19 protein-coding genes are annotated in these 26,380 nt (G+C 74.7%); 9 read left to right on the forward strand and 10 right to left on the reverse strand.

Annotated features, from left to right (window positions below):
• Positions 1-44: 44 nt before the first annotated feature.
• Positions 45-791 (reverse strand): GDSL-type esterase/lipase family protein, encoded by a 747-nt coding sequence (locus tag CUT44_RS24040; RefSeq protein WP_100204084.1) that lies wholly within the window; start codon positions 789-791, stop codon positions 45-47.
• On the opposite strand from CUT44_RS24040, the gene manD reads away from it, so the two are divergent.
• Positions 709-1,950: a D-mannonate dehydratase ManD gene (gene manD / locus CUT44_RS24045; protein ID WP_100204003.1), complete on the forward strand. Its 1,242-nt coding sequence runs from the start codon at positions 709-711 to the stop codon at positions 1,948-1,950. The genes CUT44_RS24040 and manD overlap by 83 nt on opposite strands.
• A 26-nt stretch (positions 1,951-1,976) precedes the next feature.
• On the opposite strand, the gene CUT44_RS33210 is transcribed toward manD, so the two are convergent.
• Positions 1,977-2,264 carry a Thoeris anti-defense Tad2 family protein gene (locus tag CUT44_RS33210; RefSeq protein WP_158239659.1) on the reverse strand — a complete coding sequence of 96 codons (288 nt, stop codon included), beginning with the start codon at positions 2,262-2,264 and terminating at the stop codon, positions 1,977-1,979.
• A 257-nt stretch (positions 2,265-2,521) separates the two neighbouring features.
• On the opposite strand from CUT44_RS33210, the gene CUT44_RS24055 reads away from it, so the two are divergent.
• From CUT44_RS24055 to CUT44_RS24075, 5 genes are all read left to right on the forward strand, one after another.
• Positions 2,522-2,977: a hypothetical protein gene (locus CUT44_RS24055; protein ID WP_100204005.1), complete on the forward strand. Its 456-nt coding sequence runs from the start codon at positions 2,522-2,524 to the stop codon at positions 2,975-2,977.
• Between the two features lie 111 nt (positions 2,978-3,088).
• Entirely contained in the window at positions 3,089-5,554 is a 2,466-nt protein-coding gene (locus CUT44_RS24060; RefSeq protein ID WP_233221612.1) for a vWA domain-containing protein, read from the forward strand.
• Positions 5,551-6,951: an extracellular solute-binding protein gene (locus CUT44_RS34595; protein WP_158239660.1), complete on the forward strand. Its 1,401-nt coding sequence runs from the start codon at positions 5,551-5,553 to the stop codon at positions 6,949-6,951. The genes CUT44_RS24060 and CUT44_RS34595 overlap by 4 nt, the downstream gene beginning before the upstream one ends.
• Before the next feature lie 337 nt (positions 6,952-7,288).
• On the forward strand, positions 7,289-7,870 hold the full coding sequence (locus CUT44_RS24070; protein WP_100204008.1) for a sigma-70 family RNA polymerase sigma factor: 582 nt from the start codon (positions 7,289-7,291) through the stop codon (positions 7,868-7,870).
• A gap of 139 nt (positions 7,871-8,009) precedes the next feature.
• Positions 8,010-8,270 (forward strand): anti-sigma factor, encoded by a 261-nt coding sequence (locus CUT44_RS24075; protein ID WP_100204009.1) that lies wholly within the window; start codon positions 8,010-8,012, stop codon positions 8,268-8,270.
• 79 nt (positions 8,271-8,349) lie between these two features.
• Here the strand turns inward: CUT44_RS24075 and CUT44_RS24080 are convergent, their stop codons facing one another.
• Complete coding sequence (locus tag CUT44_RS24080) at positions 8,350-9,087, reverse strand: helix-turn-helix transcriptional regulator (protein WP_100204010.1); 738 nt, start codon at positions 9,085-9,087, stop codon at positions 8,350-8,352.
• 472 nt (positions 9,088-9,559) lie between these two features.
• Between CUT44_RS24080 and CUT44_RS24085 the strand changes: the two genes are divergently transcribed.
• Positions 9,560-12,577 carry an AfsR/SARP family transcriptional regulator gene (locus CUT44_RS24085; protein ID WP_100204011.1) on the forward strand — a complete coding sequence of 1,006 codons (3,018 nt, stop codon included), beginning with the start codon at positions 9,560-9,562 and terminating at the stop codon, positions 12,575-12,577.
• Between the two features lie 96 nt (positions 12,578-12,673).
• On the opposite strand, the gene CUT44_RS24090 is transcribed toward CUT44_RS24085, so the two are convergent.
• Entirely contained in the window at positions 12,674-14,377 is a 1,704-nt protein-coding gene (locus CUT44_RS24090; protein ID WP_100204012.1) for a DUF4139 domain-containing protein, read from the reverse strand.
• Positions 14,374-16,650: a DUF4139 domain-containing protein gene (locus tag CUT44_RS24095; protein ID WP_100204013.1), complete on the reverse strand. Its 2,277-nt coding sequence runs from the start codon at positions 16,648-16,650 to the stop codon at positions 14,374-14,376. Before CUT44_RS24095 ends, CUT44_RS24090 begins: the two co-directional genes overlap by 4 nt.
• Positions 16,651-16,947: 297 nt before the next feature.
• On the opposite strand from CUT44_RS24095, the gene CUT44_RS24100 reads away from it, so the two are divergent.
• Positions 16,948-18,186, forward strand: a complete 1,239-nt coding sequence (locus CUT44_RS24100; protein WP_100204014.1) for an MFS transporter — start codon at positions 16,948-16,950, stop codon at positions 18,184-18,186.
• A gap of 55 nt (positions 18,187-18,241) precedes the next feature.
• On the opposite strand, the gene CUT44_RS24105 is transcribed toward CUT44_RS24100, so the two are convergent.
• On the reverse strand, positions 18,242-19,207 hold the full coding sequence (locus CUT44_RS24105) for a GlxA family transcriptional regulator (RefSeq protein WP_100204015.1): 966 nt from the start codon (positions 19,205-19,207) through the stop codon (positions 18,242-18,244).
• Positions 19,208-19,358: 151 nt separating this feature from the next.
• On the opposite strand from CUT44_RS24105, the gene CUT44_RS24110 reads away from it, so the two are divergent.
• Positions 19,359-20,069, forward strand: a complete 711-nt coding sequence (locus CUT44_RS24110) for a DJ-1/PfpI family protein (RefSeq protein ID WP_100204016.1) — start codon at positions 19,359-19,361, stop codon at positions 20,067-20,069.
• 224 nt (positions 20,070-20,293) lie between these two features.
• On the opposite strand, the gene CUT44_RS24115 is transcribed toward CUT44_RS24110, so the two are convergent.
• From CUT44_RS24115 to CUT44_RS24130, 4 genes are all read right to left on the reverse strand, one after another.
• Positions 20,294-21,157 (reverse strand): lytic polysaccharide monooxygenase, encoded by an 864-nt coding sequence (locus tag CUT44_RS24115; RefSeq protein ID WP_100204017.1) that lies wholly within the window; start codon positions 21,155-21,157, stop codon positions 20,294-20,296.
• Positions 21,158-21,262: 105 nt separating this feature from the next.
• Positions 21,263-22,141 carry an SAM-dependent methyltransferase gene (locus tag CUT44_RS24120; protein ID WP_100204018.1) on the reverse strand — a complete coding sequence of 293 codons (879 nt, stop codon included), beginning with the start codon at positions 22,139-22,141 and terminating at the stop codon, positions 21,263-21,265.
• 121 nt (positions 22,142-22,262) lie between these two features.
• On the reverse strand, positions 22,263-24,896 hold the full coding sequence (locus CUT44_RS24125) for an aminotransferase class III-fold pyridoxal phosphate-dependent enzyme (protein WP_100204019.1): 2,634 nt from the start codon (positions 24,894-24,896) through the stop codon (positions 22,263-22,265).
• Positions 24,893-26,353, reverse strand: coding sequence for a cytochrome P450 (locus CUT44_RS24130; RefSeq protein ID WP_158239661.1), 1,461 nt, complete (start codon positions 26,351-26,353; stop codon positions 24,893-24,895). Before CUT44_RS24130 ends, CUT44_RS24125 begins: the two co-directional genes overlap by 4 nt.
• Between the last annotated feature and the right edge of the window lie 27 nt (positions 26,354-26,380).

The raw sequence follows: 26,380 nt of genomic DNA on the forward strand, positions 1-26,380 counted from the left end.
CCGGCGGAGGACGTGCGGCGCACGGCGGCGCACGGTGCGGGTGCTCAGGCTGCCCTCTCCACCCGTGGCCGGTCCAGACCGAACAGCCCCAGGTCGAGGGACTTCCCCAGCGCGGCGTGGCCCGCCGCGTTGGGGTGGTAGCAGTCCGAGCGGTACGCCTCGCGGATCCGGGTCGGATCGGCCGGGTCCCGGACGACGGCGTCGAAGTCGGCGACCCCGTCGAACACCCCGCCGGTGCGGATGAACTCGTTCACCGCCCGCCGGTTGGCCTCCGTCCCGCTGTCCGCGGCGGCGCACATGGGCATCAGGGTGGCCCCGACGATCTTCACCCCCCGGGCGTGGGCCCGCTCCACGATCTCCTTCATCGCACCGATGACCCGTGACGCGGGCGCGGGCGGCGCGTGGTCGCCGCCGCCGAGGTCGTTGGTGCCCTCCAGCAGGATCAGATGGCGGGCCCCGGCGAGGTCCAGGGCGTCGTACTCCAGCCGCTCCGGCACCGGAGGGCCGCAGCACCGACCCGTGGGATCGTACGGGTTGGGCTGGCGGCTGACGGTGTTGCCGGAGATCCCGGCGTTGGCCACGGCGAGTTGCCTGCCGGGCGGCAGCCGCGGGGTGATCACGCCGCGGCCGGTGCGGTGGCACCGGGCGGCGCCGCGCCGCGTACGGTCGCCCGTGGGACCTTCCCGAACGACTCCAGAGGGGCACGCCATGCGGATCGAGCACGCCGAGACCGTCGTCACCAGCCCGGGACGCAACTTCGTCACCCTGCGCGTCACCACCGAGGACGGCATCACCGGTCTGGGCGACGCCACTCTCAACGGGCGCGAACTCGCCGTCGAGGCCTGTCTGCGCGAGCATGTCGTCCCGCTGCTGACCGGACGGGACGCCGCACGCATCGAGGACACCTGGCAGTACCTCTACCGGGGCGCGTACTGGCGGCGGGGCCCCGTCACCATGGCGGCCCTCGCCGCGGTCGACACCGCTCTGTGGGACATCAAGGCCAAGGCCGCCGGAATGCCGCTCTACCAACTGCTGGGCGGCGCCTCGCGCCGCGGGGCGCTGGCCTACGGGCACGCCTCCGGCCGCGACGTCCCCGAACTGCTCGACTCCGTGCGCGCCCACCTCGAACAGGGCTACCGCGCCGTCCGGATCCAGACCGGCGTCCCCGGCCTGGGCACCGTCTACGGCGTGGCCTCCTCCGCCGCCGACGGAGAGGGCCGGTACGACTACGAACCCGCCCGCCGCGCCGCCGGGGGGCCGGCTCTGCCGGTCGAGGAGACCTGGGACACCCGCGCCTACCTGCGGCACGTACCGCGGGTCTTCGAGGCGGTACGGCACGAGTTCGGCCCCGAACTGCCGCTGCTGCACGACGGGCACCACCGGATGACCCCGATCCAGGCCGCCCGGCTGGGCAGGGACCTGGAGCCGTACGACCTGTTCTGGCTGGAGGACGCCACCCCCGGCGAGGACCAGGCCGCGCTGCGGCTGATCCGGCAGCACACCACCACGCCGCTGGCCATCGGCGAGGTCTTCAACTCCGTGCACGACTACACCACGCTGCTGACCGAGCGGCTGATCGACTACGTCCGCTCGGCGGTCACCCACACCGGCGGGGTCACGGGGATGCGCAAGCTGCTGGACTTCGCCGCGGTGTACGGGATCAAGTCCGGCATGCACGGGCCCACCGACATCTCACCGGTCGGCATGGCGGCGGCGCTCCACCTCGACCTGGCGGTCCACAACTTCGGCATCCAGGAGTACATGCGGCACTCGGCGGACACCCTGGAGGTCTTCCGCACCTCCTACCGCTTCGAGGACGGCCTGCTGCACCCCTCCGACACCCCGGGTCTGGGCGTCGAACTCGACACGGAGGCCGCGCGCCGCTTCCCGTACCGGCCCGCCTACCTGCCGGTCAACCGGCTGACCGACGGCACCGTCCACGACTGGTGAACTGGTGACGGGACGCGGCGGGGGCGTCAGCTCCCCCCGCCGCCCCCGGCCTCGTTTCCGGCCCGGTCCCCGGCCTCGTCGACGGAGTACCAGTCGTCGGCCAGCAGCCCGGCGTGCGAGGGCTGCACCCCGGCCTGCACGGTGCCGTCCGCGGTGACGAACCGCAGATGGGCCGCCAGCCTGCGGGTCCGCCCGTCGGGGGAGACACAGACCGACTCCGGCTCCAGGTACACGTACTTGCCCGGCTGGATCCAACTCCGGCGCGCCACGCGGCGGCCGCTGCGCAACAGCTCCAACGCTGCGGAGAAGTTCATGCCTCCGAGCGTATTCGGTTCCCGGGACCGGGCTCGACGGGCTTTCAGATGCGGTTCTGAAAACGGCAGTTCACATCCCGGTACGGTCCCGGTCGCCGTGCGTCCGGACAGAACCGGCCATCTCTTGGTTGTTGGCCTGTCCCGGCTTGTCGTCCGGCGGAACATGTGACATATCTCGCGACAGTTGTCGCAGAGCTTGCGAGCATCTGCGAGCACACGGCGCAGGTCTACGACGGCGGACTCACAGGGGGACGGCGATGCCGGACGGGCAAGAGGAGCAGGGACTCCGGATCCGGATCAGTGGGACACGCGATCCGGGGAAGGACCGGCACGACCTGATGGAGTGGCTCTCCCAGGAGGACTGGTTCCTGGAGCGGCGGAAGGCGGGGTGGGTGAGGATCGACCGCTCCGACGGTGGCTCTGACGGGCAGCACCGGTCCTCCGGCGGCGAGGGCGGGCCGTCGATGGGCGAATTCACCCACGACCTGTTGCTGGTCGTGGCCACCGCGGTCGTCCAGGAGCCCGTCCGCGACCTGTACGACCTGCTCAAGGTGTCGGTCGCCAACTGGCTGGAGAACCGCCGGGTCACCAGCGGCGACGGTGAGGACCCCCAGGCCGAAGTGGATCCCCCGGACGGCATGGACCCCCCGGACGACGCCCCCGGTGACGGCGACGGCCCGGACGGAACGGGACCGGGCACCGGCGGGGAGTAGGGCGCTGTGAGGCGGTACGGCCCGCACGGACCGGGCAGCAGAGCGGTCCTGTTCGGAGTCAGCGAGTACGAGAACGAGCACCGGTGCCGGTCTCTGGCCGCGCTTCCGGGGGTGAAGCACAATCTGGCCGAGCTGCGGGAGGCCCTCACCGACGAGAGGACCGGGGTCTTCCGGAAGGACCGGGTCGAGACGGTGCCCGCCACATCGTGCGACACCTTCCTCAGGGCGTTGCGGAGGGCCACCGAGAAGACCACCGGCCTGCTGCTGGTCTACTACTCCGGCCATGCCTGGCTCTCCACCGACGGCCACGAGCTGTTCCTGACCGCCGGGAACTCGGACGCCGGCACGGACCCGGGCGGGCGGTACCTCAACGCCGTGTCGTGGCAGCGGGACGTCTGCCCGCTGCTGCGGACGAGGCGGACCTGGACGGGACTGCCGGGGAGGAGACGCCGGGCGAAGCACATCGTCGTCGTCCTGGACTGCTGCTACGCGGGAAACGCGCTGTCCGGGTTCGATCCGGGCGGCGCCTCGGTGTCGGTGCTCACGGCGGTCCAGAGCAGACGCATGATCCCCTCCGGCTCCGGTGACGAGTGCACCCCCTACACCCGGAAACTCGTCGAGTTGCTCCGGAACCGGGACAGGGACGAGCCCGTCACGGTGGCGTGGCTGGCGGGTGCCCTGTTCGCGGCGTTCCAGGGCGTCACCACCTTCAGCTCGGGCACCACCGTCGGGGACAGGTGGTGTCCGCAGAGCCGGCTGAGCCGTGACGCGCACCACGTCGTACTGGCGCGGGGCGAGGAACCCCAGCGAGGTCCCTCGCTCCGGGAGCGGGCGAAGGAACGTGCCCGCGTTCTGGCCCGGTGGTGCGGGAGGAACGTACGCCGGCCGGCCGCCGTCGTCCCGGCCGCCGTGGCCCTGGCCCTGGCCGCGGTCGCCCTCGTCGGCTTCCTCCGGCCGCTCGGCGGCTCCGCCGACTGCCCGTCGCCGCTGGAACTCCGGCTGCTCGCCGACGCCGACGCGCGCCCGGCGGTCCAGAAGGTGGTGGACGGGTTCCTCGACTCCGGCGGGAACAAGGACGACGACGGCTGCCGGAGCAGCGGTGTCACCGTCTACGAGGCCAAGTCGACCGACGCCGTGGAGTTCCTGAGGGACGGGAGCACCGGTGGGGTGGCCGCCCAGCCCGACATCTGGATCCCCGGCGCCACGAGCACCTACCGGCGCGCGGCCGCGGGCGGGACGGGCGAGGCCGCCCTGGAACTCCTCGGACCGGTCGCCTACAGCCCGGTGGTGGTCGCGGTGCCGGACGTCCTGTCGCTCAGCCAGGCACAGCGCAACGCACATCCGCTCGCCCACATCCTGGAGTCGCTGCGGAAGTCCAATCCGCACCAGACCGTGCTGCGTGCCGATCCCGAGCACACGGACGCGGCGCAGCTGGCGACCGTGACCCTCTACGGCGAACATCCCTCGACGAAACCCATCGCCGATGACGAACTGTTCGACTACGAGCAGGACATGGCGGCGGAGCTGAGCCCCGTCCCCGAGACCTCCCACGCCCTGATGTGCCGCCTGGCGTCGGACGCCGGGCTGGAGAGCCGGGCACAGGTGCTGATTCCCGAGCACGTCATGGTCCGTTTCGGCCTGCTGTCGGACGACCTGGGACGTCCCGGCTGTGCCACGGCCACCCTCGGCAGCCACACGGCCCTGTACCCCACCGACGTGCCGATGCTCGACCACCCCTTCGTCCATGTCACCTGGCGGAAGGCCGACCGGGACACCGGGCGGAGGGAGGCCGCCGTCAGACGGCTCCACGAGTGGTTCACCGGTGACCGCGCCCAGCGGATCCTCATCGCGGACGGTTACCGGGGAGTGGGGGAGGACAACAGGCCGGCCGCTCCCCGCGGGGGCTCGCCGGTCGCCGAGAGCCAGACGGTGCCGAAGCCCGTCCTGAGCGCGCAGGAGGTCACGGGCGAGGCCGTCACCCGGACCCTCGGGCAGTACCGCGAGGCGCTCGGTTCCGGCCGGGTGCTGTACCTGCTCGACAGCTCCAGTTCCATGGCCGGGGTCTGGGAGGGCCGGGGCATGGCCAAGCACCTGCTGTCGCAGTCCCTGGAGTCACTCGGGCGCCGGGACGAGTACGGGATCTGGTCGGTCGCCTCCGCCGCACGGACCCGCGACATCGCCGCCTTCGGCAGACACGACCGCGAAGCCGCACGGGACGCGCTGGCGAAGGCGCGGACCCTCGAGCGGGACGCGGACATCGGCCGGGCGCTGGACGATGCGCTGGAACTGCTCGCCGCGCCCCCGGAGGGCGATCGCCCGCGGCTGGTCGTCCTGATCACCGACGGCGAGGACTCGGCGGACATCACCGGCGACGAGCGCGCCGCCCTGCTGGAGCGGGTCGGAAGGGAGCGGATTCCGGTCGTCGTCGTCGCGCTGCAGATCAGCGGTTGTGCCGACGGTGGGATCAACCGGCGGATCGCGGACCGGTCCCGCGGACGCTGCCTGGACTTCTCCGGCGACCGGCTCCGGGAGCTGAGGGACGAGGTGGCGAGGGTGGGGACGGGAGACGCACGGTGAGACACACGGTGGGACGACGAGGCGCCGCGGCTGCCGCCTGCCTGCTGACCCTGTCCCTGGCCACTGCCTGTGAGAACGGCGAGTCGGTGACCGCTCCGCCGCCGACCGGCGACGCGTCCGGCACCATCACCGTGGCCAGCGGCCTGGACCTGACGGCCGGAGGCGGCGTACGGCAGCGGCTGATAGCGGAGTGGAACCACAGGAACCCCGAGCACCGGGCAGAGCTGGTCGAGCTGTCCGGCGACGCCGACGAGCAGCGCAGCCAGTTGCTCGGTGCCCTGCAGTCGGGCAGTACCTCCTACGACGTGGTGAACCTGGACGTCACCTGGGTACCGGAGTTCGCCGAGGCCGGACTGATCAGCCCGCTCGACGGCGAGATCGACCTCGGCGACTTCATCGACCGCGTCGCCGACACCGCCACCTGGAAGGGGAATCTCTACTCCGTCCCCTTCAACAGCGATGTGGGGCTGCTCTACTACCGCCAGGACTATCTGAAGGGCGCCGGGATCCCCCACCTCCGCGGGGCGAACGCCGGATGGTCCTGGGACGACCTCGGCGACACGATCGACACCCTGGACAAGCAGGAGGGCCTGCCCGCCTCGTACCTGAACGGCTGGACCAGCCAGCTCGACTCCTACGAGGGGCTGACCGTCAACGTGATCGAGGCGTTCGCCTCGGCCGGGGTGCGGCTCACCGACGAGGAGGGGCGTTACACGGCGGACGAGTCGGAACTGCGGGAAGGGCTGGACAGCCTGCGGGACCGGGCGGGGGAGAAGCGCCTCCTTCCCCGGGCCCTGGAGTCCAACGAGGCCGACAGCCTGGCGGACTTCGCCGCCGGTCGGACCGCCTTCCTGCGCCACTGGCCCTACGCCTACGGGGTGCTGCGCGGAGCGCTTCCGAAGGGCTCGTTCGACGTCACCCGGCTGCCGGGCAGGGCGGCGCTCGGCGGCCAGAACCTCGCCGTCGCGGCCGACTCGCCACGGGGGAGATGGGCCCTGAAGCTCATCGAGTTCCTGACCGGCCCGGAAAGCGAGCGCTGTCTGCTGGAGGCCGGCTTCGCCGCGACGCGTGAGTCCGCCTACTCCGACTCCAGCGTGACCTGCGAACTCGCAGACGGCGCGGCCGACGGTACGGAGGGCGGTACCCCCGCGTCCCTGGAAGAGGGGGAGGAGGTTCGCCCCGTCCCGGTGGACGCGGCAGGCCGTCCCGTCTACGCGAGCGAGTTGCACGACGCGCTGACCGAGGCCGAGAGCCGCCCCAGAACCCCCTATTACGGGGCGCTGACACAGGTTCTCCAGTCGCATGTCCACCGCTGGCTGGAGCGGGACTTCCGGGACCCGGGGGCGGTGGCCGACAGCCTGGACCGGGAACTGCGAGAGGTGCTCAAAGGGCACTGACGGTCCCGCGTACCCGGTCCCGTACCGTCCGGGAGCCGTGCTCGCCGGTTCGGGCGCCTCGTGGACCGCACCGTGGTGCCGATCCGGGTGCCCGCCCGCCTTTCTGTGTGTCATGTCCTCGTCATGGCGAGGCCGTGCGCGGCGCGTCCGGGAACCGGCCGAGCGGGGGCACGCCCCGTCGCGTCGCGGGCGGCAGGCCCCGTGGCAAGCCGGCGACAAGTCGGCGACAAGACCCGGCCAACCTCCTTTGAGGAGGGTTGCCGCGCGGACCCGTATTCGCACCACCGGTGTCGGCACAGCCACGGACCCATCCGACCGACGGACGAGGACACCACCTATGAGGCGGACCATCGAGATCCAGCAGGCCGGACCGGTCCCGGGAACCGTCCCGGGACGGCCCGGCCCTGCCGGTGCCCGGTGCGAGGCGTTCATCCGCGGCCTCTACGAGGAGCACGGGGCCCTGCTGGTGCGGTTCGCCACCCGCCTCCTGGGCGGGGACCGCCACCGGGCGGAGGACATCCTCCAGGAAGCGGCCGTACGCGCCTGGCGGCACTCCGGGACCCTGGGCACCCAGACGAAGGGGCTGCGCCCGTGGCTGTTCACGGTGGTGCGCAACCTGGTGATCGACGACCAGCGCTCCCGCCGGGCCGCGTCCACCGCGTCCGAGCCCTTCGAGCAGGCCGAACTGCCCGTCGCGGACGAGGTGGAGCGCACCCTCACCTCCCATGTGGTGACCCAGGCCATGCGGGACCTCAGCGAGCGGCAGCGCGAGGTGCTCATCCACATGTACTTCCTGGGCAACAGCGTGGCGCAGACCGCCGAGGCCCTGGGCGTGCCGCCGGGAACGGTGAAGTCGCGCACCTACTACGCGATGCGGGCGCTGCGGGCCGCGCTGGAGGTGCGCGGAGTGGAGTGCTGACCCGGCCGCCGGCGGTGCCCGGCGGCCGGGGCACGGAGCGCTCCGGGGCGGGGGCCCCGGGGGACCCGCGGAATGAACCGGCCGGGCCTCCCGCACGTTGGGTCGGTGTCGGCGGCTGGACTCACGCGGGAGAAGAACCGTGCACTGCGAGCAGGTACACATCGACCTGGCGCCCGGCGCCCTCGGCGGCCTGAACGCCTCCGACGAGGCGGCCGTGGCCGACCACCTGCGGGAATGCGTTCCGTGCCGGACGGAGTACGCGGGATTCGTCGCGGTCGTCCGGCGACTGGCGACGGTCATGCCGCACGAGATCGAGCCCGACGGCCGCCCGGTGTCCGATCCCGTGCCCGACCCCGCGGGCGCCATCGAGGCCGTACGCCGGGAACGGACCGGGCGGTAGCCCGAGGGGCACCGGGAAGGCCCCGTCCCGGGCCGCCGCGGCCCGGGACGGACCGGTCCGGACGGCGGCCTGGACCGGCCTAGATGTAGCCCTCGCGCAGCGCGTAGGCCACGGCGTGGGCGCGGTTGCGCAGCTGCAGCCGGGTGGTCATCCCGTGCAGCACGTTCTTGACGGTGCGTTCGGAGTACGACAGCTTCCCGGCGATCTCCCGGGTGTCCAGCCCCTCGGCGACCAGCCGGATGACGTCGACCTCGCGCGGGGCCAGTCCCGCCAGCGGGCCGGGCCGGTCCGGGGCGCCGCGCTGCATCCTCCCCACCTGGGTGATCAGCCGGGTGAGCAGGTCGGGCGGGAGGTTGCCCTCGTTGCGGGAGGCGGCCAGCACCGCCTGGTGCAGCCGCTGCGGAGTGGCCTCGCGCCGCCACAGGATGGCGCCCACCCCGCACTCGATGATCTCCAGCAGCTCGGCCTCCCGTATCAGGCCCGCCACCAGCACCACCCGGGTGCCCTCGCTGCGGACCAGCCGGCGCAGCCGCAGGGTGGTGGCCTCGTCCAGCGTCTCGGTGAGCAGCACGGCCACCGTGCCGGGGTGGTCCTTCCCCTCGGGGACGATCTCGATCTCCGGGTGCTGCCTGAGGTGGCTGCTCACCCCGGCCAGGGAGATCGGGTCCGGAGCGTGGACGGTGACGGGGATCCGTTCCCCGGCCCGCCAGCCCTCCGTCTGCGCGCGCACGAGCGCCACCCTGTTTCCACCGGGCCCCCGGCCGTGGAGACGGCCTGCGGTCTGCGGTACGGCCCCGATGTGTCCGGTCGCGGTCATAGTGTTCCTCCCTGCGCTGGTGCGGCGGTGCGGCACGGCGGCCGTCGCGGTGCCCGGCACGTCGTTGGCACAGTCGGTACGGGTGGTGCGCCGGGCCGCCGGCGCGTGCCGGCGTGCCGCCCCCGTTCCGTCCCGGCGGCGCCCGTGGCGGGCGACCGTGGTCAATCGGGAAAACGGCACTGCCCCCGAGGTGGTTCATCGGGACCTTCCATCTTTTTCGCAACGGCCCCGGTGATCCTGCTCACAGCACCGTGCGCGGCCCGCGGCGCGCGCGCCGGCTCCCCGGGGCCCGCGGCACCCTCCCACCGGCGCGGCGGCCGCCGCCGGAGGAGGAACACGACAACTCACCCGGTGATCTCCGGTCGGTTCCGCGACCCGTGCGGGGACGGCGGTTCTGTCAGGCTGGAACCCGGGCGTTCCCATGGGGATCTGACCGGATGCGGGGAAGGCGAGAAGCACAGGGACCGGTGAGATGGCGGAACTGGAGTTCGACCTACTGGGGCCACTGGTGGTCCGGCAGGCGGGCACGGCGGTCGACCTGGGGCCGCCCAAGCGGCGGGCGCTGCTGATCCGGCTGCTGCTGGAGGACGGCCGGGCCGTCTCCCTGGACCGGCTGAGCGAGGACGTGTGGGAGGGCCGCCCGCCCTCCAGCGCCATCTCCTCCCTGCAGGTGCACATCAGCAGGCTGCGCACGGTGCTGGAACCGCGGCGCCGCCGCAGGGACCGGGCCGAGGTGCTGATCACCGAACCCACCGGGTACGCCCTGCACGTCCCGGCCGAGAGCCGGGACACGGTCCGGTTCGAACGGGCGGTGGCCCGCTCGCGGGAACTCCTGGCCGGGCAGCGGGTGCGCGAGGCGCGCCGGGAGGCCGAACGGGCCCTGGCCATGTGGCGGGGGGCGGCGCTCGCGGACGCGGCCCACCTCCTGTTCGCCGTCCGCGAGGCGGCCCGGCTGGAGGAGATCCGGCTGGAGGCCCTGGAACTGCACGCCGCGGTCCTCGTCCACGACGGCGAACTGCGGCAGGCGGTGGCCGCGGCGGAGGAGCTGACCGCCCGCCACCCCCTGCGCGAGTCCGGCTGGAGCCTGCTGATGCACGCCCTGTACCGGTCGGGCCGGCAGGCGCAGGCCCTCGAACGCTACGAGGAGCTCCGCAGGCACCTCGCCGGGGAACTCGGCCTGGAGCCCGGCCCCGAACTGCGCGCCATACAGCGGGCGATCCTCCACCACGACGTACCCGCCCTGGCGAGGACCCTGGGACACCGGGTCCCGCCTCCGGCCCGCGGCCCCGCCCCGCCGGCCGCGGGCCGGTCGGCGGGGCCGGACGACCCGGGTGCCGTACCCGCCGGTGCCGCGGACCGGGACGCGGAGAACGGCGAAACCCTCCGGGACGGTGCGGACGGCGGGTACGGCCCGGACCCCCTCCCCGTGACACGGCCCGCCCAACTGCCCCCCGAACTCGCCCACTTCGCCGGCCGCCACACCGAACTGGCCCAGGCCCTCGCCCCGCCCGGCGACGGCCCGGACGGCACGGCCTTCCCGGTCACCGTGATCGGCGGCCTGCCCGGCATCGGCAAGACCACGCTCGCCATCCACTGGGCCCACCGGATCGCCGGCCGGTTCCCCGACGGCCAGCTGTTCGTCAACCTCCGGGGGTTCGACCCGACCGGCGCCGCCATGGAGCCGGACGAGGCGCTGCGCGGTTTCCTGACCGCGCTGGGCGTCCCGCCGCAGCGCGTCCCCGCCGACCTCGAGGCCCAGGCCGCCCTCTACCGCAGCCTGCTGGCCGGCCGGCGCGTCCTGGTCCTGCTGGACAACGCCCGGGACGAGGAGCAGGTCCGCCCGCTGCTGCCCGGGGTGCCCGGCTGCGCGGTCGTCGTCACCAGCCGCAACCAGCTGTCCGGCCTCGTCGCCACGGAGGGGGCCCGGCCCCTGAGCCTCGGCCTGCCCACGGAGGCCGAGGCGCGCGAGGTGGTGGCGACCCGGCTGGGTGCCGACCGCGCGGCGGCCGAGCCGCGCGCCGTGGGGGACATCGTCGCCCGGTGCGCGCGGCTGCCGCTGGCGCTGGCCATCGTCGCCGCCCGCGCCGCCCTCCACCCGGCCTTCTCGCTGAGCTCCGTGGCCGCCGAGCTCCACGCCCTGCACGGCAGCCTCGACGCCTTCACCGGGGCCGACATCGCCACCGACGTGCGAGGGGTCTTCTCCTGGTCCTATCGGGCCCTCACCCCGGGCGCCGCCCGGCTGTTCCGTCTGCTGGCCCTGCATCCGGGGCCGGACGTCTCGGTGCCCGCCGCCGCCGGCCTGGCCGGCCTGCCGGTGCCGGAGACCCGGCCGCTGCTGGCCGAACTCACCCGGGTCTGCCTCCTGGGCGAACACGCCCCCGGCCGGTTCGCCTTCCACGACCTGCTCCGCGTCTACGCCGGTGAACTGGCCGGACAGGAGGAGACCGAGGCCGACCGCCGGGCGGCCGTCCGCCGGTGCCTCGACCACTACCTGCACACCGCGCGCTCCGGCGTTCCGCTGCTCAACTCCCAGCAGCCGCCCCTGGCCTGCGACCCGCCCGCGGCGGGCGTCACCCCCGAGAAGCTGACCGACCACCGGCGGGCGATCCGCTGGTTCACCGCCGAGAACCGGGTGCTGAACGCCGTCGTCAAGCAGTCCATCGACGCCGGCTTCGACACGCACACCAGGCAACTGGCCTGGGCCCTGCAGGAGTACTACGACTGCAAGGGGCAGTGGAGCGACTCCCTCACCGCGCACACCGCCGCCCTGAAGACGGCGGAGCGGCGCTCCGACCGGGCCGAGCAGGCACTGTTCCACCGGGCCATCGGACGCGTCCACACCTCGATGGGCAGCTACGAGGGCGCCATGGTCCACTTCGACCGGGCCGCCGAACTGTTCACGGAGCTCGGCGACGTCGTCGAACAGGCCCGTACCGACCACTCGGTCGCCATCCTGTTCCACCGCTCGGGCCGCGACCACGCCGCGCTGCGGCGGGCCGAGCGCGTCCTGGAACTGGCCCGGTCCCGGGGCGACCGGATGTGGGAGGCGGTGAGTCTCAACGCGGTCGGCTGGTACCGCTCCGTGCTGGGCGAGCACGAGCGGGCCCTGGAGGGCTGCCGGCAGTCCCTGATGCTCCTGAAGGGCCTGGACGCACCCCGGGAGGAGGCCTGCGTATGGGACAGCCTCGGCCACGCCCACCACCATCTCGGCCACCACGAGGAGGCTCTGATCTGCTACCGGCGCGCGCTCGCGCTGTTCCGGGAGTTCGACGACGGCCGGAACGAGGCCGGGACGCTCACCCGCGTCGGGGACACCCAGCGGGCCATGGGCGACGAGGGCGCGGCCCGGGCCTCCTGGCAGCGCGCCCTGGAGATCCGCGACGAACTGGGCCGGCTCGGCAGCGAGGAGATCCGCGCCCGGCTGGCCGACCTCGCGGCACCCGTGACCCGGCGCGCCCGGGAACGGCTCGTCCGCCACGGCGACGGCTGACCGGCCGCCCGCCGTACCCGTCAGGGGCCGCGGCCGGCCCCGCGGTACGCGCCCACCGGACGCGGGACGCCGGTGCCCGGCCGGTCCCGGCCCACCTCACAGACCGGTCACCGCGCCCGACGCCGAGATCTCGTACTCCAGGGTGATCTCGCGCCGCTCCCCGGGCGCGGGCCGGAGGACGTAGCGCACCATGCCGTCCGCGTCGGGCCCCTCGTCGGGCTCCGGTCGGCAGGCGTTCTCGCGCAGCCGCACCCCGACCGCGGAGACCTCGGAGACCGGGACGCGTTCGTGGACCGTCAGCTCCGGCGTCTCCCCGTCCGGCGGGGCGTCGAGCCGGGAGACGAACAACCGCACCCGGCGGGTGAGCACCGTGCGGCCGCCGAGCCCGGCCAGGCCCCCGGTGGCGCGCCGGTCCTCGACATGGCGCACCACCCGGTAGGTGTCCTCGCTGCCGAAGGGCAGCAGGACCTCCTCGCCGAGCCCGGCGAACGGCAGCTCGCCCCGGCCGGTGAACCCGCCGCCGCGCACCAGGTCCACCGGCCCGGCCAGCAGGACGTGCCCGGCGCCGTTGGACAGCCGGGCCACCCGGGTCACCAGCGGCGAAAGTTCGGGGGCGCAGACCAGCGCGGTGCGGCACGGCGCGGTGAAGGCCGACAGGCGCACCCGGTGGGGCAGTCCGTCGGAGCGCACGGTGACGGGGGCCGGGGCGGCCAGCACCCGCACCTCACCGCCGTCGGCCGGACCGGGCAGTTCCGCGGTGCCCTCTCCGCCGCCGCTGTCGCCGCTGCCGTCGCCGCCGTCACCGCCGTCCGTCCCGTCCGCGCCGACGGTGCGTACCTCCTCCTCGCGCAGCTCGACGCGGACCGTGTGCCGCTCCTCGGCGGAGCGGTCGCGCAGCACCAGCGCGTCCTCGCGCAGTGCCGGAGGGCCGGCGGCCAGGGCGGGCCGGGCGGTGGACAGCGACAGCCGCACCCCGTCCCAGTCCTCGCCGGTGCGCTGCCAGACCACCGTGTCGCACTCCAGCCGCACCGACCGCTCGTCCGCGGCCAGCGTCGCCCGGTAGGCGGGCCGCCACAGGGCACAGGGGACCAGATGGGCCACCTCCAGCACGGCCGGTCCCGGATGGTCGGCCTCGACGACCACCTCGACGACGGCGGTCAGCTCCGCGGGCTCCTCCTCGGTGCGCGCCAGGGTACGGCGCGTCCGCTCCAGTTCCTTCTCCAGACCGTGCAGCCGGCGGCTCAGCAGGTGCAGTTCCGCCGCGCGGGCTTCGGTCTCCCCGTCGAGCAGGGCCAGCCGGTCCGTCCAGCGCTCCGGCTCGGCGTCGCCCGCCCCGGCGCTCTCGGCCACGTCCCGGTACAGCTCCGCCCGCGCCTGTGCGAGGACCGCCAGCCGGCTCTCCAGCCGCTGCCGGAGCGGCCGGACCGTCCGGATCTCCTCCTCCAGGACGTGGACCGCGCGGCGCGCCGCGGAGGCGTCCTCCCCGGGGCCGCCGGGGCGCGGGGGCGCGTAGGTGCGCACCACCCGGGCGTCGACCACCCGGACACCGGGGGCGGGGGAGTCGTCCCGGCGGACCTCCGCGCGCAGGGAGCGGTCCACGGCCAGCGGGGTGACCGGCCCGACGCGCAGCCGCTGCGCTCCCGCGGCCAGCTCGACGGCCGCCTGCCGCCGGAGCTGGGCGCGGTCCTCCATACAGGTCACGGCGGTGACCGGCAGGGGAGTCGGGGTGCCCGCGCCCGTGCCGGCGCCACCGGTGCCGTCGTCCGTACCGGCCGGAAGCGTGGTGTCGGTGTCGGTCATGTCGTCCGGTCCCTCCGGTTCCCGCCGGCCGGAGTCTTCCCGGCGGGGACGCGGATCTCGTATCCGCCCCTGAGCACGGTGGTCCGGCCCGGCTCCAGCTCCACCCGCCAGACCCGTGCCCCGCGCACATGGCCACCGTCGTCGAGCGGCTCGTCGAGGACCCGCCACGCCGGTTCGGCCGGGCGTTCCTCGACGCGCACGTCCCGGTCGTCCGAGACCGGTACGCGCTCGCGCACCTCGACCGTCACCCGGTGGGCCAGGCGGTTGGCGAGCTCCACCTCGACGGTGTGGTCGAGCACCGTGGTACCGCCGCGCAGTCCCGCCGTGGACTCGTGCGTCCGGACGCGCCGCGCCACCCGTACGCCCTCGGCGGCGCCCACTCCGACCCGGCGGCACTGGCCGGGGGCGAGAGTGGGCAGCGACGTGGTCAGGACGTACTCGCCGTTGACGGTGACGTCGGCAGGTCCGGCCAGCAGCGCGTGGTGCGAGGTGTTGGTCAGCAGGACCGTGCCGTACACGGTCTGGTCCTCCGACGGTACGCACACGTACTCCGGCACCGTCTCCGCCGGGAGTTCGCACACGGGCACCGTGTGCCAGGTACCGTCCGCCGCCACGTCGACCGGCGCGGCCGTGTCGTAGCGGTGGTGGAAGGAACCGGCGGAGATCCGCACGTCCGTCGCGTGGGCGGGCCGCGGCAACCGGGCCACCGCCTCGGCCTGCCGGCGCCGCTCGGCGACGATCGTGCCCGGTTTCTCCGGCGCGGGCCGCAGCCGTCCGCGCCGGCCGGGCTCGTCCGGACCGGCCAGGGTCAGCCGGGAGTAGTCGAGCAGCTCCCCGGCCGGCCGCGGCGGCCCGTACGCCGTGGACGCCGCGGATGCCGTCGCCGCCGCGGACTCCCCGGGCGGCGGGCCGCCGCCCGGGGCCCGGAACGCCGCGGGCGCCGCCGCGCCGACGGCCGCGGGCGGTCCGCCGTGGCCGGCGAACAGCCCGGCGGCTTCCGCGCCGCCCGGTGCGGGCGGCGGCATCACGGACGGCGCGGGCATCGCGGGCGCCGGCGCGGGCACCGCCCCTGTCCGGGCCGGCCCGGCGGTACCGGGCCCGGCTCCGATCCGGGCCCGGGTACGGGGTCGGCCGCCGGCGGCCGCGGCCACCGGCAGCGGGGAAGGGGATGTGGTGGCGACGGCGGCGTCGTAACCGGCGAACAGCTCGTCGAGACCGGGCGGGGGCTCGCGCCATCCGGGCGCGGAGGGCTCCTCGGTCTGCCGCCGTCCCAGCCGCAGCGACCTCAGCCGGGGCACCTCCGCGCGCCGCAGCAGGTCGGCGGTGGACAGTCCCAGCCGCACGCCCGTCCAGTCCTCGCCGGTGCGCTGCGCCACACAGGCCCGCAGGACGAGCGTCCCGGCGGTGCCGGTGCCCGTGTCGTCCAGGCGCAGCCGGTACACCGGCGACCAGGTCGCGCCGGGCACGTGGTACTCGATCTCGAACTCGGCCTCCCGGAGCCCGGCCCCCTCGGACTCGGACTCGGACTTGGATTCGGCCCCGGCCCCGGGCTCGGTTCCGGCAGCCGTACCGCCGGGCTCCCCGGGCGGCACCCCGTCCCCGGCGCGGTCCAGCGTCAGCACGGCGGCGGCGGACTCCCGGACGCGTCCGTCCGGCAGCGCGCCGGAGGCCGCCGCGAGCCGGTGGGCGAGCACGTCGGTCTCGTGCTCGGCCGCGCGCAGCTCCTCCGACACGGTCCGCAGCCGTTCGTGGAGCCCGGCCAGCCGGGCGTCGAGAAAGTCGGCCAGCGCCAGCAGGGACTCCACCGGCGCCCGGCGGGGCGGGTCACCGCGGCGGGGCTGCGCCGGTACGGCCCGCAGTCCGGCCACCTCCTCGATCTCGGCCGTGAGCCGGTCGTGTCTCCCGCGCAGTCCGGCCACGCGGTCCTCGGCGGCCGTCAGTTCCACGCGCAGTCCGGCCGGTTCGCCGTCCGGCCGGTGCGCCGCGGCGCGGGTGAGGCGTATGTCGGTCACCCGCAGCCCGGGCGGACCGGAGACGACCCGGCCGCGCAGCGAGTGCTCCACCGCGGTGACCGGCAGCCCCTCGACCCGGATCCGTACCGCCCCGCGGGACGCCGCGAGGCCGGGCGGCAGGACGCAGCGGGCCCGGCGGACGCACACGGCTCCGAGGGAGTGCACCACCACGGACTCCAGCACGGACTCCGGCACGGACTCCTCGCCCGGCACAGGGTCCGTGTCCGGTGTGCCGCCGCCCCCGGCCGGCTCGTCCGTCATAACAGCCCCCCTCGTGAACCCCCGGGTGGCCCGATCCCCCGTGGCCACGCCCTGCGCACCGTCCGCGACGGTGACCGCACCATAGCCGCCGCGGGACCCGGGCAGGAACGGAACGCGGGACACCGGGCCGCCGGAGGGCCTGCCGCCGTGCCGCTCCGCCCGCCCGCCCCGTCGCCCGGCGCGCGCCGACGGTGTTCTAATGTCGCACTGTTGCCCGATTCCGGGTGTATCCGCAGGTCGTGCGGGGTGCTCCCGGGATGTCCGCCGATGATGCCGCAGACCGGTGAGGAGACGTGAATGAGTGAACCCGGTACCGAGGCGGCCACCGGGCCGGACGGGAGGACGCCTCCGGCGCCCCCCGCGCGGGAGACCGTACGGGCACGTCTGTCGGTCTGCCTGGTCTTCCTGATCATGGGCGCGACGATGGGCGGCTGGTCGGCCCGCATCCCCGAGGTGCGCCGCGAGGTCGGGCTGGGGGAGGCGGCCTGGGGGCTGGCCACCACCGCCTCGGTCGTCGGGGACTTCGTCGCGCTGGCGGTCATCACCGTGCTGATCGGGCGGGTGAGCCTGCGCCGGCTGAGTCTGGCGGGCGCGGTCCTGATCCTGCTGAACGCGCCCCTGATGGGCTCGGCCTCGGCCACGGCCGTGCTCCTGGCGGCCCTGGCCACCTGGGGCTTCGCCGCGAACCTGCTGTCCACGCCGATGAACGCCCAGGCGGCCGAGGTCGAACGCCGCTACGGACGGCCGCTGCTGTCCACTTTTCACGCCTGCTTCGCCTTCGGCATGCTCGGCGGCGGTGCGCTGGGCACGCTCGCCGCGGCGACGGGGGTGCCGCCGGGGACGCAGATGGCCGCCGTGAGCCTGCTGCTGGGCGGTCTGCTGGCGGCCTCGGGCCGCTGGCTGCCCGAGGAGGCGGAGGGCACCGACGGCACCGGCCGGCCGCGGCAGGGACAGGGGCAGGGGGAGGACGGGCTGGCGGCCCGGCTGCGGCGCCGGTTCACCCCGCAGCTCGCCCTGCTGGCCGCCATCGCTTTCCTGGACTCGTTCGCCGAGGGCGCGGCGGGCCAGTGGAGCGCCATCTACGCCGCCGACTTCCTGGGGACCGGGGAGGCCGTCGCCGCCGCGATCTACACCGGCCTCACCGCCACCGCCGCCTTCACCCGGCTGGTGGGCGACCGGCTGACGGGGCGGCTGGGCCACCGGCTGCTGCTGCGGGTGTCACTGCTGACCGCCGCCGCCGGGATGGGCGTCGCACTGGTGTGGCCGCATCCGGCGGTGGCCATGACCGGTTTCGCCGTCTTCGGGGTGGGTACCGCCTGCGTCCTGCCGACCGTCTTCGCGCTGGCGGGCAGGCAGCCCGGCCTCTCGGCCGGGGAAGGGGTGTCCGTCGCGGTCATCGGCCAGTGGCCGGGACTGCTGCTGGCGGGCCCGCTCGTCGGCCTGCTCGCCGGGGTGTGGGATCTGCGGATCGCCCTGCTCTCCCTGGTCGCCGCGGTACTGGCGGCGGCCCTCCTGGCGGGCCGCGTCGTGGAGTAGGCCGGCGGGGCGGGGCCCGGCCGTCCACCCGGCGCCCGCCCCGCCGGTGGGCGGCTCACGGAACCGGGGCGCGGAACGTCCTGCGGTACGCGGCCGGGCTCGTCCCCAGCCGGCGGTGGAAGTGCGCCCGCATCGACACGGCCGTACCGAAGCCGCACAGGCCCGCGACGCGCTCGACGGGCAGGCCGGTGGTCTCCAGCAGTTCACGGGCCCGCTCCACCCTGGCCCACAGCAGCCACCGCAGCGGGGTCGTCCCGGTCTGCGCCCGGAAGTGGCGGTTGAGGCTCCGTACGCTCAGCCCGGCATGGCCGGCGATGTCGGCGAGGGGCAGCGTGCGGTGCAGGTTGCGGTGCAGCCACTCCAGGGTGTCCTGCAGCCCGGCCGGCCCGGGCGCGGCGCCGGGCGCGGGATGGGAGACGAACTGCGCCTGCCCCCCTTCGCGCCGCAGCGGCACGACGAGGGCGCGGGCGGCGCGGGCCGCGACGGCGGCGCCGTGGTCCCGGCTGACCAGGTGCAGGCACAGGTCCAGGCCGGCGGCCACCCCGGCGGAGGTGAGCACCCGGCCGTTGTCCACGAACAGCACGGCCGGCCGGACCCGCACCCCGGGATACGCCTGCGCCAGCCGGTCCGCCGCCAGCCAGTGCGTGGTGGCCTCGGCCCCGTCCAGCAGGCCCGCCTCGGCCAGCAGGAAGGCGCCCGTGCAGATGGAGGCCACTCGGCGCCCGGCCGCCGCGGCCTTCCGCAGCAGGGCCACCACCTCCGGCTGCGGGACGGCGTCCGGCCCGGCGACACCGGGCACCACCACGGTGTCCGCGTCCAGCGCCGCCGCCAGCGGATGAGTCGGGGTCAGCTCGAAGCAGGGCATGCCCATGGCCGTGGTGGTGACCGGTGCGTCGGCGCAGACCCGCACCTCGTAGGGCGCGGACCCGTCGGGCAGCCGGACCGAGGCGAAGACCTGGCAGACCGTCGTGAGATCGAAGCCGACCGCCCCCCGCAGCGCCGGCACAGCCACCACGTGCATGGCCAGAACCTAGCGCAGCCGGTCACCCGGGCGGCTGTTTCCGGCCTGTGAGGGCTGCGACGCTGGCCGCATCCGTGCGGCGGAGAGCCGACGAGCGGTCAGGACGGATCAGGGAGCTCCGGGCCTGCCCGGAGGAACGAGCGGAGGTCACATGGAACGCAGGAACGTTCTTCTCGGCGCGGCCGCGCTGGGTATCGGTACGTCGGCCGGACAACTGGCCGGAGCGGGCACCGCGGCGGCCGCGCCGCGCACCGGGCCGCTGCGGGTCCACGTCGTGGTGTTCGACGGGGCGGACGAGCTGGACTTCATCGCGCCCCACGAGGTCTTCTCCCTGGCCCGGACACACAGCGAGCACGGGGTGGAGGTCTCCTACGTCACCACGGGCCGGCCCCGGCTGGTGACGGCGGCCCACGGCACCGGGATCGAAGTGGAGCACACCTGGGCGCCGCGCTCCGCCGACGTGATCGTCGTGCCCGGCGGAGGCACCATGCGCCGCGACGGTCCCGGGATCTGGGCCGAGATCGACAGCGGCGTCCTGCCCCGCGCCCTGGCCGCCGCGCCGCGCCGCGGCCTGACGATCGCCTCGGTGTGCACGGGCGCGATCCTGCTGGCGGAGGCCGGGCTCGTCCGGGGCCGCCCGTGCACCACGCACCACCGGGCGCGAGCCGAACTGGAGGCCCGGGGCGGGGTGTTCAAGAACGCGCGGGTGGTCGACGGCGGTGACGTGGTCACCGCCGGGGGCATCACCTCGGGGCTGGACCTGGCCCTGTGGCTGGTGAAGCGGGAGGCCGGGCCGGACGCCGCGACCGAGGTGGAGACCATGCTGGAATACCAGGCCCGCGGCACCGTCTGGAGCCGCTGACCCGGTCCGGGGCCGCCGCGGAGGCAGGTCCGCGGACCGTCCGGCAGCCGCTCGACGTCCTCCCCGCGGCCCGGCCGCCGGCCGCCGGAACCGGGTGCCGCCACCCGTTGCGCTGCCGCGCCCGGAGAAGCGGCGCCGGCGGGGAACCGCCCGATGAGAAGGGGACCACCGTCCCCGGCGGTGCGGGCCGGGACAGCGCGGGCCGGGGGCGGTGGCGCCTCCTCTCAGTGGCGTCGCCGTCGGCGGAGTGCGGTGGCACCGGCCGCCACCGCGGCGAGCACGGCCGCACCGCCCGCGAACAGGGGCCAGGCGGTACGCCCGCCACCACCGTCGGCGGCGGCGGCCGGTACCGCCGGCGCGGGGGAGCCGGCGGGCGGGGGCTGCGCGGTGCCGGGCGCGGCGGGGCGTGCCGCGGGCGGGGAGCCGGGGGAGTCGGCGGAGCCCGGGGAGTCGGCGGGCTCCGCGGTGAGCAGGACGTCGGAGCAGGAGTAGTACGTGTCCGGGGTGTCCGTGGTGCGCCAGACCGTGTAGAGCAGGTGCCGCCCGGTCCGGTCACCGGGCAGGGCGCCCCGGATACGGTACGAGCCGTCCTCCAGGGGCGGGTCGGTGGCCGTCGCCACCGGTTCGGAGCCCAGGTCGGACCAGTGCGGCGGCTGCCCGGCGTCGTATCCGTCCCCGGTCAGGTACACCTCGAAGGTGCCCTTGTGCGGGATGGTCGACCGGTAGGTCAGGGTGAGGGCACCCCCGGCGGTGAGGGGGGTGGCGGGCCAGCCGGTGCCCGCCGTGTCCAGCCAGCCGAAGCCGTCGAGTCCGGCGCTGCACAGCCGTCCGTCCGGGATCAGCCGCCGGTCCCGGCCGGCGACGTCCGGGAGTCGCAGCCCGTCCCACGCCTCGGCGCTCCGGCCGGCGGCGGCGCACACCGCCGGCCGGGGCTGCCCGCCTCCCTCCGGACCGCACACCGCCACCCGGCTGACCGGGTCCACCGGCGCGCCGTGGGCCAGGGCGGGCGCGGCGGCCAGCACGGGCAGCAGCAGCGGGACCGTGCAGGCGGCGACCGCCGCGGCGGTCCTGCGGTGCTCGGTGGTCATGGTGGTGAAACCCCTCCTCCGGCCGGCGGTCGGCCCGCCGGCCGGTAGTACGGGCCGGCGGACCGCCGTGTTCAGCCGGTGCCGGAGGAGGGGCCGGCGGAGCGGTCAGCGCACCGGCCGCCGTGCGACCAGCAGCACGTAGCCGATCTCCGGCAGTTCCCCGAAGCGCGGCAGGGCGTCGGCCGAGCCGACGATGTCGCCCTCTGCCTCCCCGCCGCCCGGGCCGTCCCCGCCGTGCGCCCCGGCCTCGCCCAGGGCCGCGGCGAACTCCCGGTAGGTGCGCCGCACATGCTCGCCGATGTCCGAGAACTCCAGCAGTTCCAGCCCCGCCTGCCGTACGGCCTCCCGGTACTCCCCGGGGCCCGGCAGCCAGGGGGCCTGGAAGGCCAGGCACATGTGGTCGACGAACTCCTTGACCTCCCCGGTCACCGGCCGCCGCAGCAGGACGTCGGCGACGACCAGCCGCCCGCCCGGCCGCAGTGTCCGGGCGATTCGGGACAGGGCGCCGGCCCGGTCGGACATGTGCATCAGGGACTCGATCGCCCAGGCGCCGTCGAAGGATTCCGCCGCGAAGGGCAGTTCCATGACGTCCGTGTGACCGAAGGCGACCCGGTCCGCCAGCCCGCCCTCCCCGGCGTGCGCCCGGGCCGCCTCGACCTCCTCCCGGCTGACGGAGATGCCCTCGACGAGGACTCCGCGCGCGGCGGCGACGCGCAGGGCGGGGCGGCCGGTTCCGCAGCCCACGTCCAGCAGGCGCTCGCCGGGGGAGGCGGCGAGCCGGTCCGCCACCAGGTCGGTGAGCCGGTCCGTGGCCTCGGTCAGGGAACTGCGGTCGGTGTCGTCCTCCCAGTAGCCGGAGTGGATGTTGCCGTTCGCCGCGCTGTCCACGACGCCGGTGCTCCGGTCGTACAGCCGGCCGACGTCGGCCGGTGTCGGTGTCGGTGTCGGCGCGGGCGGGACGGCGGTGCCGGTGTGGTCGGTCATGGGACTCCTCGTTGCTTCGGCGCCGGCCCGGCGGGTGGTCCGCAGGGCCGGCGGGGGGCGGCCGGGGCAGCCGTGGAAAGGGAGGGAGGAAGAGGGCGGGAGAGGGGGAGCGCGGGTCCGGTCAGGAGGCGAACAGGCCCGCCCGCGTCATCTCCCCGAGCGAGCGGTCGAAGGCGGCGACGACCTGTTCGACGTCCTCGTCCGTGTGCACCGCGGAGATCAGGAAGGCGTGCAGTTCCGGCAGGTAGACGCCGTGGGTGCGCATCCAGTGGGCGAGCGCTGCGGTCGCCCGGAAGTCCACCCCGTGCAGGCTGTCGCGGAAGTACGTGAGCCTCTTGTGCGTGAAGGCCAGGGAGAACACCGAGTGGGCGGCCTTCAGCCGCATGGGCGCCCCGTGGTCGGCCGCGGTGGAGCGCAGTCCGTCCGCCAGCGCCGCGGTGCGCCGTTCCAGCCCGGTGTACAGCTCCGGGTTCCGCCGCAGGTGGTCCAGCACGGCGAGTCCGACGCTGCAGCTGAGATGGTTGCCGCTCATGGTGCCGCCCAGGAAGGCGCGTTCCTCGGCGTCGCGGAACGGGTCGCCGGTGGACCGGCCGTACTCGACCAGCTCCGCGGTGCCGACGACCGCTCCGCACGGCAGCCCACCACCGATGATCTTGCCGAGCACGGTCAGGTCCGGGGCGATGCCCGTCAGGGTCTGCACGCCCCCGTACGCGACGCGGAAACCGGTGACCACCTCGTCGAAGACCAGGGGCAGGTCCAGTTCGCTGCACAGTTCGCGCAGGGCCGCCAGATACTCCCGGTCGATGCCGCCCGCCGTGGTCGGCATCGGTTCCACCAGGACCCCGGCCACCTCGCCGGCGCGGCGGCGCAGGACCTCCAGGCTGCGCGGATGACCGAACTGCAGGACCAGGGTGTCGCGCACGACCGTCCCGGCCGTCCCCGGCGAGCCGGCGATCGGCTCGGGGGCGTGCCTCGGCCCCGCCACCCGGAACCAGGAGCTGACCATCGCCTGGTCGGAGAAGCCGTGGAAGTGGCCCTCGAACTTCGCGATCAGCCGTGCCCCGGGGCGGCGCACCCGGCACAGCCGGACGGCCTGCAGCGCCGCCTCCGTACCGGAGTTGGAGAACACCGCGCGCTCCGCCGCGGGGAAGGCGCCGACCAGCAGCTCGGCCAGTGCCACCTCGGCTTCGTGGCCCAGGGCGTTGATGTTGCAGGTCGCCGCGGCCTTCTGGAGGGCCTTCTGCACGACGGGGTGCCCGCGGCCCAGGATGAGGGGGCCGCCTCCGCCGCCCAGGTCGATGTAGCCGTTCCCGTCGACGTCGGTCAGCCGGGAGCCGTGGCCCTCGGCGATGAACAGGGGGTAGGCGCTGGGGAAGAAGTACCGGTCCAGATGGGTCGGGGCGACCAGGGAGCGCGCGGCCCGCTCGCGCAGGGCCAGCGAGGTGGGTGTGGTCCTGCTGAAGTGCGCGTCGAACCGCTCTTTCAGCTCGCCCTCGACGAACGGCGAGTAGCGGTCGGCGAACCGGCGGGTGTTCTCCCAGATGTCCAGCTCCGGATCGATCTGGGCCATGTACCCCTCGCAGGACAGCATCGCCAGCTCCCCCTTGGTGTAGGCGGGGGTGTAGGAGGCGCCGTGGCGCCGCAGGACCTCGTTGACGTCCCGGAAGAAGGCCGCCCCCGACCACTGGTCGGACACCGTCTTGAAATGGTGCGTGAAGACCTCCTCCAGCTCGCGGACGTAGCCTGGGTCGGCCAGCAGGCGGGCGCGCGAGGAGCCGCGGGGGGCGTCGACGAAGTACTCGGTGAACCGCCGGACCGCCAGGTTCCACCGGTGCCCGGTGGCCGCGCTGTTGAACGAGGCCAGACCCCATTTCTCGGCCTCGGTGTAGTAGGCGGTGATACCGAAGTCGATCAGTACGAAGCGGCCGTCCCGGGTGAGCAGCACGTTCCCCGGGTGCATGTCGCCGTGGCAGACGCCGTCGAGGTAGAGCATCGTCAGCAGGATCTCCTGCAGCCGCCGGGCGAGGTCCTTGCGGGGCAGGTCCACCGAGTCGTACTCGGTGCCCTTCAGCCCCTCCACGAACTCCATGACCAGCACCCGGTCGTCGCTCAGCTCGGGGAAGGGGCGCGGTATCACCACGAAGGGATGGCCCGCGAAGTTCTCCGCGACGGCTGTCATGTTGGCCAGTTCCCCCGCCATGCTGAGCTGTTCGCGGAGCAGCCGGGCGATCTCCGCGATCCGCTCGGGCATCCGCATGCCGCGCAGCGGCGGCAGCAGCAGATGCGCGGTACGCACCAGGGCGGTCAGCAGGAACAGGTTCACCCGCAGGGAGGTGCGGATGCCGCGCTTGACCACCTTCACCGCCACCCGGGTGCCGTCGGGCAGGACCGCGGAGTGCACCTGGGCTATGGAGGCGCTCGCCAGGGGAGCGGTGTCGAAGGAGGCGAACACCTCCTCCAGCGGTCTGCCGTACCGCCGCTCCAGCAGCCGTACGACACTCCTGCCGGACATCGTCCGCCCGCCGTCCTGCAGGACGCGCAGTTCCGCCACGGCGCCGGAGGGGAGGAGGTCGGAGCGGGTGGAGAGGATCTGTCCGAACTTCGTCCACATCGGTCCCATGAGGACGCACAGCCGTCTGAGCAGGCGGCCGAGCCCGCGGCCCCGTTCCTGCTCCTGCCCCTGCCCCTGCTTCTGGTCCCGTGCCGCGGTGTCCGGCGGGGCGGAGCGCTCCTCGTGGAGCGGTCCCGCGGTCATCGCCTGCCGCCTTCCGGGACCGCCCTGCCCGGGTCGCCCGGGTCCGCCGCCGCGCCCGCCACCGCCTCCGTACCCGCCGCGGACCGGGGCCGGACCTCCAGATGGACGCCGCCGCCGGGCTGCAGTGTGGTCAGGGGTCTGGGCAGCACCGGGGGCTGCCCCGGCGGGATCGTGAAGCGGTAGCGCTGGGCGATGGTCATCAGCACGAGCTGGAGCTCCACCAGGGCGAAGTGCTGCCCGATGCAGATGCGCTCGCCCGCCCCGAAGGGCAGGTACGCGTGACGGTGCCGGTCCTTGGACCGCTCCGGGGTGAAGCGGTCGGGGTCGAAGCGGTCGGGATCCTCCCAGTGGTCGGGGTGGCGGTGCAGGAGGTAGGTGTTGAGGTAGATGTTGGCCCCGGCCGGGATCCGGTAGCCGCCCACGGTGTCCTCCTCGCGGGCCCGGCGCATGAACTGCCAGGCGGGCGAGTACATCCGCAGGACCTCGTCGACGACACGGCGGGCGTAGGGCGTGTGCCGCAGGTCCTCGAAGCCCGGCGGCCGTCCGCCCAGCACCCGGTCCAGCTCCTCGTGCAGCCGGGACTCGACGTCCGGGCGGGCGGCCAGCACCTGGAACGTCCACGCCATCGCGTTGGTGGTGGTCTCGTAGGCGCCCACGACGATGTTGAGCACCTCGTGGTGGAGCTGGCGCAGGTCCATTCCCCGGCCGTCCTCCTCGTCGACGGCGTTCATGAGGATGCCCAGCAGGTCCGTGCCGCCGGCTGTGTTTTCGGTGTTCGCGGTGTTCGCGGTGTTTCCGGTGTTTCCGGCGCTGTCGGCGATGAACGAGGAGACGCACGCGTCCATGCGCCGGATCGCGCGGCGCAGCCGCAGATGGGACGGGGTGGGAACGGACAGCGGGGGGAAGGGGAACCGGAAGAAGCGGCCCAGGATGTCGTTGGCCTCGGTGAACGCCTCGGCGAACCGCCGTGCCGTCTCGCCGACCTGGGCACTGAACAGGGTTCGGGTGGTGATGCGCAGGGTGAGCTCGCCGAACTCCCGGCTCAGATCGGCCACGTCGCCGGGGCGGTGGGCGTCCCGCCAGCCGTCCAGCATCCGGGCGGTCTCGTCGGTCATGCCCTCGGCGAACCGGGCCGCCACCGCGGGCCGGAAGGCCGGCTGCATCATGCGGCGCTGCCGCCGGTAGGGCTCACCGCCGGGGTGGGGGATCAGGCCGTTGCGGAGCACGGGACGGACCATCTTGTACATCAGCACTTCTTTGTCGTACTTGTGCCGCTGTCCCACCAGCACCTGGTGAATGTGGTCGGGGTCGTTCAGGACGATCACCGGCATCCCGAAGAGCCGGAAGCCGAAGACGTCGCCGTGCTCGGCGGCGGCCTCCCGCAGGAAGCGCAGCTGGTCGTTGCGGAAGCTGACCCGGCCGGAGTCCCCCCGCCGGCCGGACCGTACCGACGGCACCCTCCTCGGACCGCCGGATCCGGGTGC

Origin of the sequence: Streptomyces carminius, assembly GCF_002794255.1 — a bacterium.
Taxonomy (GTDB): Bacteria; Actinomycetota; Actinomycetes; order Streptomycetales; family Streptomycetaceae; genus Streptomyces; species Streptomyces carminius.